Origin of the sequence: Deinococcus arcticus (assembly GCF_003028415.1) — a bacterium.
Classification (GTDB): Bacteria; Deinococcota; Deinococci; order Deinococcales; family Deinococcaceae; genus Deinococcus; species Deinococcus arcticus.
The window spans coordinates 1-11,467 of the sequence record NZ_PYSV01000038.1 but is presented as its reverse complement, the minus strand read 5'-3'; the positions used below and the strand labels follow the sequence as shown (position 1 = coordinate 11,467).

Here is an 11,467-nt window from a genome sequence, read left to right as displayed (position 1 = left end):
GAGCACGGCGTGCAAAACCCCCGGCAGAGCACGCCCATGACCGATGGAATGCGCAGCGAGCGGCGATGGAGACCCGTCAGCGAAAGGAGAGTGCGTATGTACAAGGGTAATCGAGTTGGCTCGTTTCTGCCTGCCAGCGCTGCGCATAACGGCGGAGATTGACTGAAGCGTGACCCCGGTACGCGAGGTACAGCACCTCACCAGCGACATTCTTGGTGGCACACAGGCGCAGCGAGACGCCGTAGACCACCATCGGGCGGTGCCAGCGGCGAATCTCGCCGGTCTGGAGCTTTTTGAAACAGGCCCAGACCGGCAGTTTGCCGGTCCCGATGGTGGCCGTTGCTGGAAGACGGATACAAGGAGCAATGCCGTGCTGATCAAGGAAGGTAAACCACGATTTCCCAATGAACTCCCGATCCGCGAGGAGGCTCCCGATGCGTCGTTCGGGGCAACACTGGAGGAACCGGGTCAGGAGCGCTTCGCGCACCTGTTGTGAGCTGCTGCCGCCATGAGGGAGCAGCGTCCACATCAGCGGCAGACTGAAGCTGTCCCACACCGCAGACAGGAGAAGAATATTGACATCCTGCTTGCCCAGCTTCCAGTTGGTACGGTCCAGGATCAGGTGCAGCTCGCCGTCTGGGAGGAAGGACAGCGCGAAGCGGACAAAGAGCTGATCTGGGAACCCGAAACGGACAAACCGCCGCAACCGCTGGTACCGCGTGTCGAGTGAGCCAGGCAACGGCACATGGGTCTTCAGCGTGTACAGCACAACGCTGCGCGCCTGAATCATGGCCAGGATCAGGGCCGCCAGCACCTCGAGGCGGCGGGCGTCTATGGGAAACGCAGACCGCAGCGCGGTCTGCAAGGTATCGTGTGGATGTCGGCTCCGGGTTTTCATCGCAGAAATACCCTACTGGAGCTGACTTTTTTCATGCCCTCACGAGTTTTGACTGGTAGTCAGCGAAATCACGGTGTCTGGTTCAAGGCGTGGACCGTCCGCTGACAGGCCTGCGACCTTGCGAATGTTGGTGATTCTGGCCTGGTCGTCTTTGGTGTAGAAGGTCGTGACCCACTGTGAAGAGCTGCCATTTGCGCCTGTCCCCAGGATTTCGCGGCTCTCGCTGGTCAGGCGGACATCGTAATTCAGGTATTCCGGCTTGCTGTACTCGCTATAGCCGTAGCGGGAGCGGCGAACGGCTTCGCCCCCCAGGCCGTCAAAGGTGCGTTCAGTGACCTCGCTGAGGTAGTGATACTTCCAGATGGGTGTGTATTTGAACTCTGTGCGTTTGGCTATCTCCTGGCCCCCGGGGCCAGTCTCAACAACGCTCAATAATTTGCGGGTCAGGGCATCCCAAGAGTAATGAGTTTCGCGACCCTGTGCGTCGGTCATTTTGCTCATTAGGCCTGAAGTTTTATTCTCGTAAGAAAATAAGGTTTTCGGGCTATCCGCACGCAAGCCGTCAGGGTCACCAGCCACGCTTCCACGATACTGCTGATCTAAGGATTGGCCGTAAGCAGCAAATTTGTTGTCTCCAACAAATGTAATACGCTCACCTTTGGAACCATACCAATGGACGATGCTCTGATTGGATTCTTGCGGTATAAGCACAATAAAGTTGGCCCCATCTTTGGGTGATAAGGCCCTGTATATCAAAGCCCCTCCATCAATATGTCGTTGAATCCAAATAGGTAGTCTATCTCGATGTACATCATCAAGACGGTTAAACATAAGTATATCGCCAGAGCGAGATAGTGAAATTTTCGTAGCTGCATTTTTTGGAGAAGCGCTTGTGTCGAGTCCAGTAAGGCGATACTGGTGAAGTGCAACCCATAATGGACTACCCACTGAAGTTGTGATGTCTGCAGAGGCTTGAAGGCACGCATGTGATATGCACTCCAGGCTACCTGCGCGAGCCGCGCTAATTGCTGTCGACAGTAAAATCGCCAAACCTATTACTCTCATTGAGACCTCTGAAGGGGAACTTTTGGTTCTTTTACCGAACTTCCTGCCGGATTGTCACATGTGTCTTGTCCTTCTAATGACACTTTCAAGAACTCAATATTGGAGACATCACTCATTCTAATGAGGTAGTTATCCACGGTTATGCTATTGCGCACATCAAATGCGCTTCGGTTAGGTTTGCGTGCTCTGTTGAACAGATAATACGCACAATAGCCACTATTTCCTCGGAATGCTACATGATAGTTCTGTCCTTGATAGTTAAATCTCACCACAAATATATCTTGAGGAAAGCTCTTATTTGGATTAGGAAAGATAACCATCAGCAGTGCTCCAAGTAATAAAGCCGCACCTATGAACACAAATGTCCAGGCGTTAGTCTTATACAGGCGAATCATAAATTATCACCGTGGTCCTCAACTGGATTTGATTTAATATTTCATGCGTTTTGATAGATAACGACGGCAACTTCACTGGCAAGGCAAAGATGGAAATGGAGTTATCACTGCGTTGGAAGGCCTAGCTCTAGTTTCAGTATTAAATGAACTTAAACTGAAACCGGCCGAGACCCGCGGTGATACACCAATACCCATGTTGCCCGCACTAACAGCCAGTGTCATAATTCCTGTCTTGGATAGGCCAAAGGATATAGATCCTAGAGGGGTTGTAAGAGTAGTTGTTCTGGCAGCACCAGAAAAGTCACCAAAGTTATTGGCATTGGTTATTCCGAAAGATACCCCGCCTGACGCTTGTGCACCAATAAACATTGGCCCGGGTCCTTGATACATACCCGGATTTTGTGGGTATGATGGATCTTTCACAATGGAGCCATTTATCGGCCCAAAATATGCAGCCCCTCCAGCTGAATCGTATGACTCATATTTTCGGCTTCCATTAAAAGAAACATTGCCCACAGCATAGGAAGCACCCGCTCCACCAAAGAGAAATCCGGCATCAGCAGACACCCCACCCTGCACAAATGTTCCCCACAAGCCATAAGGGTCCGAAATTTGTACGGGGTTCCCGTTGGCGTAGGCATACCAGTTTATTCCTCCCTCCAAACCAATTGGGTCTTGACTGATAAAACGCCCAAGCTCCGAATTATAGTATCGGGCCCTATAATAGTATAAGTTGCCAGCGTCCTTCTCTCTTGCTGCATATTGATTGCTATTGCTGTCAACATTACCAGTTTGAATAGTCTCTCCGTAAGGACCGTAAACGTAAGTGCTGCTGAATGCTCCATTAGCATTTACTAAGCCCAGAGTACTGCCCAGCGCGTCCTTCAAGTAAGTTAACGCACCCTCACCAGTTGATTTGCTGAAATAATTGTCTACACCTGCTCCAAAGAAATTAGTAGTGGTGTTTCCAGATCTCTCTTGAATAGCGTTAATGCCGTCATACAAGAACGTTGTGGTATCACCGTTTAGATTGCGAGAATAGCGCCTACCATTAGCGTCGTAAGAATATTGACTAACTATATTCGCACCCTGCTTGACCTGCGTAAGTTGGTTACGGGAATTCCAAATGTATGAATAAAATCCATCACTGGTCAAATTACCATTTGCATCATATTCTAATGTGTTACCTTTCCATTTGTTAGCACGATTATTACCATCATAAACTGCCTCAGAAGCAGAGGCGGGCAAAATAGTGCGAGCAAAACTGCCGCCAGTGCTTGTGCGCTGCCCTGCTTCATCATATGTGTAAATCAAGTTTCCCAATAGAGTGGAGCCTCTCATATACCTAATCTCGATAAGCTGATCAGCAGGATCATAAACGTAAAGCCCAGTCACACCGTTGGGAAGAGAAACACCTGTAATGCGATCTGCATCGTCATATGTAAAAATGACCGCCTGATTATCCCTAGTCATTGCAATGAGACGGTTACCGTCATCATAGGCGTATGTAACGCTATTGCCGCCGTTGATAGACATGCCTGTACGTTTTCCTAACACGTCGTAGGTGTAGGCGATCGTTCCTTCCGGTGTCGTCTCCGATTTCAACCGATCATAGCTATCATATGCATAGGTAATACGGCGGCCGTTTTCGGTGACGCTGGTTATTTGATCTTGATCGTTGTATTCATAAGCAATAGTGCCGACGATATCTGTTGCCGAGATGCGTCGATTAAGAGTGTCGTAAACTGCTGCCGCGTCTTGATTCTTTCGATCAGTAAACTGTGTAACGTTGCCGCCTAAATCATAGACGTATTTCTCTGATTGATTAAGCGGATCCGTTGCGCTGGTGATTCGGCTTCCCCAATCATAATTCCACTTAAAGATTCTATCGAGAGGATCTTTCACTTGCTGTAAATTTCCATGTGCATCATATTGCATTGCAGTTACACTGCCGTCAGAAGCTATAGCCTTAGCCAGCTGTCCATTTATATCGTACTGGTAACGAGTGACACGACCAAGAGGATCTGTCCGCGAGCTGACCCATCCATACTGATTGTACGTAAATGTCGAAGTACGCCCTATTGGATCCGTAATAGAAATAAGATTGGGGCCATCATATTGGAACGTGGTTACCCTGTTCAAAGGAGCCTGCACAGTCGTCAACTGGCCCCTATCGTTATATATCATTGTCGTGATCCGGCTCAGCGCATCCTTAACCTGTGTCAGGTTACCTCTGGCGTCATAGCTGAAGGTGATGGTCTGATTCAGCTCGTTGGTGATCGTTAGGGCTTGACCTAGACTGTTATAAGTCGCGCTCACGGTCCCCTGTGGGCCGACAGACCGGGTAGGGTTACCCATTGCGTCATAAGTAAACGTTGTGGTACGCCCAGCACTATCCACGATGCTTCTAACGAAATTGCTGCCGGAATCGTTACCTGGATCATTCGGCAATACAGTGGTTGGAGGCTTACCACCACTTGTGGAGTAACGAGGATTTTCCTTGGTACGATTCACCGTCTTCACACGTTGTAATGCTGTTCCAGCGGCCACTGTTTCCTTCATAAGTGAACCGCTGATGTTGAATTCACGAATCGTGACATTCCCGCGCGGGTCGGTCATCTTGACCTGCATGATCCGACAATAGTTATCAAGCGTCCATTCAAATGTTAGAACGCCACCATCGGCATAAGTTTGCTTTGTGGGCTTGTAAACCGTGCACTTCAAAACGGAGCCTGTTGTGTTGTCAACACCAGCGCCTTCGCCAGTCGGTGGCGGCGAACTGGCACTCGTCGGCACAGTTGCTGTGGCTGTGCGTATTAGGGTACCGCCACCTTCACTCCCTGGCCCAGTGCCACCTTCCCACTGAAATTGAGTATTCAGCTTGGCAATATATTTCGAGAATTCGGTAGTTGTTTTAATAACATTGCGCCGGTCCTTGACGGAGACCAGCATTTTGTGCGGGTAGTTGGGATAGCTGGCGTATGTATATTGTTCAGTGGTGCCGTCGGGAAACGTCACGGTCGTCAGGTAACCATCGGCGTCATAGGTATAGCTGACGGTACGACCATCTGAAGTGGTGGCCGCTGTGATCCGATTGCTTCCGTCAAGAGTGAGGTCAATGTACTTGCCGGAAGGTGATGTAATACGCTGAGGTGCGTTCCCGTTGCGGGTAATGTTGATTTTGTTCCCGTTACGGTCAACCATTTCTGTGACCATTGAAGTCTCCGGCATCCTCATGTAGGACCCGTCCTTCATGGTCAGTCGCCAACCTCCTATAGTGCTGTCCCAAGCAACGGTTGATCCATAATATTCACTACTGGAGCCGAAGTGCCTTCCTTTAAAATCAGTGAAACCCGTACCCGGAACAGTTCGCACATAATGTATCTTGCGACCGTTTGGAAGAACCCAGTCAACCTCTTTATAGTAACTTGGATCTATATACGTTTTTGAATACAAGAACATGTCATAAGACATCGACCAAGCTTTACCGAAGGAACGACGATTGCTGTCATCCTGAATGAATGATCTTGACAAGACGATTGGAACAGTATCGTTCACCACGAGATCGACACTGTCACGCATGACATGTCCACTGGAGCAATCAACCGGGTTCCCACCAGGAGACTGACAGGGATCACCAGGACCACTGCCTGGGCTGCCATCATCTGGATCTTGCGGATCTGGCGTAGGAGCATCTGGGTCCGGCTCTGTTGGGGGGCCATCTGGGTCAGGCTGACGGGCATTGAACATCGCCCCTGTGAAAGCGTAAATTTGAACGCCTTCATTTGGAATCACCTGTCTGCCGTCACGACTGACCGCTCCACGGCCATAGGTGTACCAGCCACGTTCCAGAGGGTCGTAATTCCAGAAAATACCCGGTGCGCCGACATCATCTCCACTGTAATTCGGGTAAACAACCTGCGCACCAAGCGGGGTCTTGCCATCCGCTGCGTAAATCCGCGCGCCGCCAGGCTGCACCGTGAAGTATGTGGGGACATTCAATCGAGGCAGGGCGAAAGGTGCCCGGTCGATTGGGATGGGCGTCAACGTAAGTTCTTTGACAACATTCCCGTTCAGATCCTTGATGACTGCGCCTTTGGGAATGCGGATCTCTAATCCAGGAATTTCAGGATTCTTCAAGACAACTGGGCCGGTCGTCGGTGAGGCAATGGCCGTGGCATATTCCGTGGCATTTCTGGAAATCCAAATCGTTTGCGGAAGAAAATTGGTTTTCCCTGCGGTCAATTGAAGATGTTGCTGATAGGTGCCGTACTTCACGACGCCGGAGTTGGCTGTCCTCGCATCAATCAGCAGCGTCGTTGAACCGGCTGGTACGTTGTTCAGCAGGAAACGTCCCTGCACATCGGTCCTGACTTCCTGCCTTCCGACTTGAATGCGGACCCTGGACAGGCCCTTGCCATTGAGCAATCTGACTTGGCCACTGATCGCCGTGGTGCCTGCTGGCGCCCGGAGAAGCTTAGCCTCGGGCAGGCTGGTATCCGGGAGATCTGTGGTCCAGTCGTCCCGCTTCTGGGAGAGATCAGGAATCCAGCGGAGGCCGTCTTTGGAGAGAGTGCCATTGACGCCGTTCCCGTCTTTGCGGCCGTTGACCAACACCTGCAGTTGCTCTCGTTTCTGGCCCGCGTGCAAGGTCAGGGTGTATTGGGTGCCAGGCTGAAGCTTTTGAACCGGGCGAATGATCAGTGCCTTGAGGGGTGCAGAGTAGGTCGCGTTGACGTTGACACGCTCATTCCCAGCCACCAGCAGGACGTTCGCTTTGGCCAGGGTTTCTGCCGTCCAACTGGAGGATTCAGGGAACGCCATGGCGTGCGCAGCGTCAAGACTGACAGCGCCCCCAGGCGAAACAGTAGGCAGGTACGTGACGTTCGCTCCGTTGGCAAGAGGCCCTGGGGCAGCCATCGCCCAGGACACGCAGAGCGCCGTGAGCAGGGGGAGTAATCCTTTAGAACTTCGCATAAGCCTCCTTCTGATAAGCACACATGACACGCATCAATTTCGAGTGACCTTGAAGGTCAAGGCCTGACCGTTCGGGGGGAACACGGCCACCACGTACGTTCCCGCAGTCGTGGCGGTCACGCTGGGCAGGGTGATGGTGCTGTACGTAGAACTGGTGTAGGTGGCGGACGCCACGCGGTTGCCGTCCGGCCGGAAGACCATCACCGTGACGGGGGCCGATGTGGTGGGCACAGGGGACAAGGTCGCGAACGTCAACTTGGGTGTCGTGCCCGACGCGGCTGCGAAGGTCAGAATCTTGCCCTGTCCCGCAGCGATACTGTGGCTGGACTGCACGCCCGTGCTCAGTGCACTTCCGGTCGATTCAATGACTCGGCCGGACACCTTCCCGCCGCTCGGCGGCGTAACCTTGATGTTGTACGTGCCACTCTGGTTGAGATTGCCGAACATCCAGCTTGATCCAGTTGGCAGTGCGATGGACGACGTGGTGTTGCTCGGGGAGAGGAGGGCCGCAGTGCCGTTTCCGGTTGCCCCGCTGTAGGTCAGGCCCTGAAGGATGAGGTACCGCGGTGTGCTGGTGCCCGTGAAATTCCGGGTAAAGGCTTCATTGGTTGTAGCGGTGCTGAAGCTGAGCAGTTGATCGTCGGCCAGGCTGGCGACCGGGGCCGCGGTGTCCTGCACGATGTTGAACGACACGGCCTGACCAGAGGGCGGAAAAACGCCAATGACGTAGGTTCCAGCCGTCGCGCTCGTAATGTTCGGAACCGTCAGGGTGCCACTGGCCGAGGTCAGCGTCTGACTGGCGACGACATTGCCATCCGGACGGTAGATCGCGACCTTGACTGGTTGCGTGGCGGTGGGAACGGGCGAGACGCCACTGAGGGTCACGGTCGGCGTCGTCGAGGCGGCCCCGGTGAACGTCAGGACCTTCCCTTGGCCTGCGGTGACGTTGATGGGCGTCACGCTTCCCTTGGTCAGCGCCTGTCCTGGAGAGACCAGCAGGCTGCCGGACATTTTGCCGCCGCTGGGCGGCGTGAACTTGATGTTGTAGGTTCCATTCTGATTCAGGTTGCCGAACATCCAACTTGACCCTGAAGGCAGGCCCACAGTGCTGGTATTGCCGTTTGGCTGGAGTAAGGCTGCGGTGCCGTTGCCGGTGGCTCCGGTGTAGGTCAGGCCCTGAATCAGAGCGTAACGGGGAGTGGTGGAGCCTGTGAAGTTCCTCGCGAACACTTCGTTGATGGTCGCGGTATTGAAAGTGACCACTTGATTATCAGATACAGAGGCCACCGGCGCCGCTGTGTCTTGGACGATATTGAATGAGACTGCCTGACCATCCGGCGGAAAAACCCCTACGACATACGTTCCGGCCGTGCTGCTCGTGATTCCGGGCACGGTCAATGTGCCGCTGGCGGCGCTCAGCATCTGACTGGCCACCGCGAGGCCGTCCGGGCGATAGATCACGACGCGGACAGGCTGCGCGGCGCTTGGCACGGGCGAGATGCCACTGAGGGTCACGCTGGGCGCCGTCGACGCTTCACCAACGAAAGTCATCACTTTGCCCTGCCCTGCCGTCAGGTTCACGGGGGTAACGGCCGCTTTCGGAAGGGTCTGGCCTGAAGACACCATCAGGTGGCCCGACATCTTCCCACCCTCGGGGGGGGCGAGCATCACGCTGTACGGCCCATCTTGATTGAGGTTTGACAGCATACGACTCGTGCCGGATGCCAACGGAAGAATGGTGCGGTTGCCACTGGGGGCGAAGAGGGTGGCCTTGCCGCTTCCGGTGGCCCCGCTGAACGTCACCCCGTTGAGCAACAGGTAGCGTGGCGTGGCCGCTGTGCCAGAAAAATTGTGAACTACGGTGTCGTTGGCTGTTAAGGTGTTAAGTGTTGCCAATTGATCATCTACAACAGTTGGATTGGCGGTCATCACCCTCAAACGCGCCGTCACACTGCCGCCGACTGGGGGATCCACCGTGACAGCGTAGAGGCCGCTCGACACAGCTCCATCTGCACGGAAGATCAGATCCGAGCCGCTGGTGACTGGGGCGTAGGTGTAGTAGTTATCGGGCCGCTGCATGTATACCCGGCCCTGCCCCGTCCCAACACCAAGACCGCTGATCACCACCTGCAGTTTCTCCGTTGGCCCCACCTGAACATGCGCGAACGTGTGGGCGTCGGCCGCGCCTGTCATGGTGACTGAGCTTGCCGTAAGCGGCAATGAGGGCCCGACATGCAGTTTCAGGGTGTTACTCGTGGCCCCATTCATCGGGCGCGCTGTGACCTGGGTCATTCCATTCCCCGGATCCGGTACGATCAAAGTCTGGAAGAAACCGCCGTTGTAGATAGCACTGGAAAAGCCATCGGCAGTCCAGGCATCAATAGAACCGTAATTGGCTCCGCCAGGCTGGTTGACGTCACTGACAGCTATGCCCAACGCCTGTCCAGCCACCGTGGTGATCTTTCGGCGATACCACTGCTCCGGAAAGGTGGCAGTGAACAGAGGGGGGGCTGCCCCTATTGGACTGGTGTCGACGAACGTACCCTGAACACTGAGGGTGCCGCCGACCGTCGAACGTGCGCCCGGCACGACCTTGACGGCCAGGGGCCCTTCCCACATTGGCTTTTCGGAGAAGGTGGTTGTCCCTGCCTGGAGGGGTTGGGTGCCGGCCGAAGGTGTGGTCACGTTGGCACTGCCATTGACAGTGACGTTACTGAACGCCAATTGAAGTGGGCCGTCCTCAGCGGTGAGCGGCAAGTGGATGTACTGTCCGGCTTTGCTGGGGCCGAAGCCAACGGATGTATTCATGGCCAGGGGGACGGTCAGATCGGACGTGCCCCCCGCTTTCAAGTCAATCGCGGAAGATTGAGGGCCCTGAAGCACGACTGTATAGAGGCCCGTTCCAATGACATCGGCGGCATCAAAGTGGATCCCCTGCGGATCAGCGAGATCAATGGAGGCCGTTTTGATCTTCTGGCCAGAGGGATTGAACACCTCTGCCGTGAAGGTCCCTGGGGTCTCCATTTGTTCAGGCGTCACGTTGAGGGACACATTGCCCTTCGTCAGAGGCACACGGAGCAACACGGCGCCCCCAGTCGAGGCTGCAGATGTCAGGCGTTTCACCGGACCATCAACGGCCACCTGCTCCACCACTTTCACCGTGTTGCTGGCGGCTGTGGCCTCTTTGGGCATGCTGTAGAGCGGTGTTGTGGTCAAAAAGTTCTGCGATGGGCTTTCAATAGACCTCTTGCGAAAGTCATGATGGGCAGGCTTGGGTGAGGTTGCACAGCGCGGCGATGAGCTGAACCCGGAGCGCAAACCGACGCCGTCGATGTCGGTACACGCCCTTCAGCACGCGGAAGATCTTCATGCGACGGATCACATGCTCAATCCCTTGTCGGGTATACGCCAGGACACGGTTGTCCTGGCGCTGCGCCGCGGACAGAGGCGACGCTTGCGTCGCCTTATGGGTGGTGATGGCGTGCCCGTGGCTTCTCCAGAGGCCCTGATACCCCGCATCTCCAATCAGCGCTGTTTGGTGAGGAAAGCGAGCGCCCGACTGACGAAACAGTTTCAGGTCATGAACCGCACCAGCGCTCGTGGCCGTGCCGAGAATGTGCTGCGTCACTGTGCACATCAGCACCTGAAACTTCAGCGTATGGCGCTTTTTCTTCCCGCTGTACCACGCGCGCTGCTTTTTTTGGGCCGTTCACACGGCACTTCGGACGCATCGACCGCGACGATGCTGTACACGAGCTGCGCTTCCTGAAACACGCGTTTCTTGGGCATCTGGAACCGTGCACTGGCAACCAGAGCCGCTTCCACGCGTTCCACCGTGCGATGCACGGTGGCTTCGTGCACACCCCAGTCGTCGCCCAGGTGCGCGAAGGTGCGGTACTCGCGCCAGAATTCCAGCGTCATCAGCAGTTGTTCCGCCACGCTGAGCGCGGCTGGACGGCCAGATTTCTTTTTCCGTCCTTCGCGGAGGGTCAGCACCTCTTCCATCTCAGCGAAGGTTTCCGGGTAGACCCCAGTGCGTCGACGGAACTGCTTGCGATTCATCTTCCGCGTGCGTGTCAGACGGTCTCGCTCCACCTTGCCAGCTTAGCTCACGACTTTCGCAAGAGGTCTA

General features: G+C 54.6%; 6 protein-coding genes and 1 pseudogene. All 7 read right to left on the bottom strand.

Annotation, left to right across the window (positions count from 1 at the left end; all coding sequences use genetic code 11):
* Window positions 1-124: 124 nt before the first annotated feature.
* Window positions 125-898, bottom strand: a pseudogene (locus tag C8263_RS18425) (IS4 family transposase); the annotation flags it as partial.
* Window positions 899-937: 39 nt separating this feature from the next.
* Window positions 938-1,729, bottom strand: coding sequence for a hypothetical protein (locus C8263_RS19135; protein ID WP_146160794.1), 792 nt, complete (start codon window positions 1,727-1,729; stop codon window positions 938-940).
* A 230-nt stretch (window positions 1,730-1,959) separates the two neighbouring features.
* Window positions 1,960-2,358 (bottom strand): hypothetical protein, encoded by a 399-nt coding sequence (locus C8263_RS19130; protein ID WP_146160793.1) that lies wholly within the window; start codon window positions 2,356-2,358, stop codon window positions 1,960-1,962.
* A 72-nt stretch (window positions 2,359-2,430) separates the two neighbouring features.
* Entirely contained in the window at window positions 2,431-7,335 is a 4,905-nt protein-coding gene (locus C8263_RS19125) for an RHS repeat domain-containing protein (protein WP_146160792.1), read from the bottom strand.
* Window positions 7,336-7,368: 33 nt separating this feature from the next.
* Window positions 7,369-10,527 carry a hypothetical protein gene (locus tag C8263_RS18385; protein WP_146160791.1) on the bottom strand — a complete coding sequence of 1,053 codons (3,159 nt, stop codon included), beginning with the start codon at window positions 10,525-10,527 and terminating at the stop codon, window positions 7,369-7,371.
* Between the two features lie 64 nt (window positions 10,528-10,591).
* Complete coding sequence (locus C8263_RS18380) at window positions 10,592-10,978, bottom strand: transposase family protein (protein ID WP_233218920.1); 387 nt, start codon at window positions 10,976-10,978, stop codon at window positions 10,592-10,594.
* An 8-nt stretch (window positions 10,979-10,986) separates the two neighbouring features.
* The gene (locus tag C8263_RS18375; RefSeq protein WP_233218918.1) at window positions 10,987-11,430 is read right to left on the bottom strand and encodes a transposase family protein; all 444 of its coding nucleotides are present in this window, start codon (window positions 11,428-11,430) and stop codon (window positions 10,987-10,989) included.
* Window positions 11,431-11,467: the final 37 nt, after the last annotated feature.

Coding starts and splice junctions, on each gene's coding strand:
- C8263_RS19125 (WP_146160792.1), bottom strand. CDS start 7,335: ATGCGAAGTTCTAAAGGATTACTCCCCCTGCTCACGGCGCTCTGCGTG.
- C8263_RS19130 (WP_146160793.1), bottom strand. CDS start 2,358: ATGATTCGCCTGTATAAGACTAACGCCTGGACATTTGTGTTCATAGGT.
- C8263_RS18385 (WP_146160791.1), bottom strand. CDS start 10,527: ATGCCCAAAGAGGCCACAGCCGCCAGCAACACGGTGAAAGTGGTGGAG.
- C8263_RS19135 (WP_146160794.1), bottom strand. CDS start 1,729: ATGTTTAACCGTCTTGATGATGTACATCGAGATAGACTACCTATTTGG.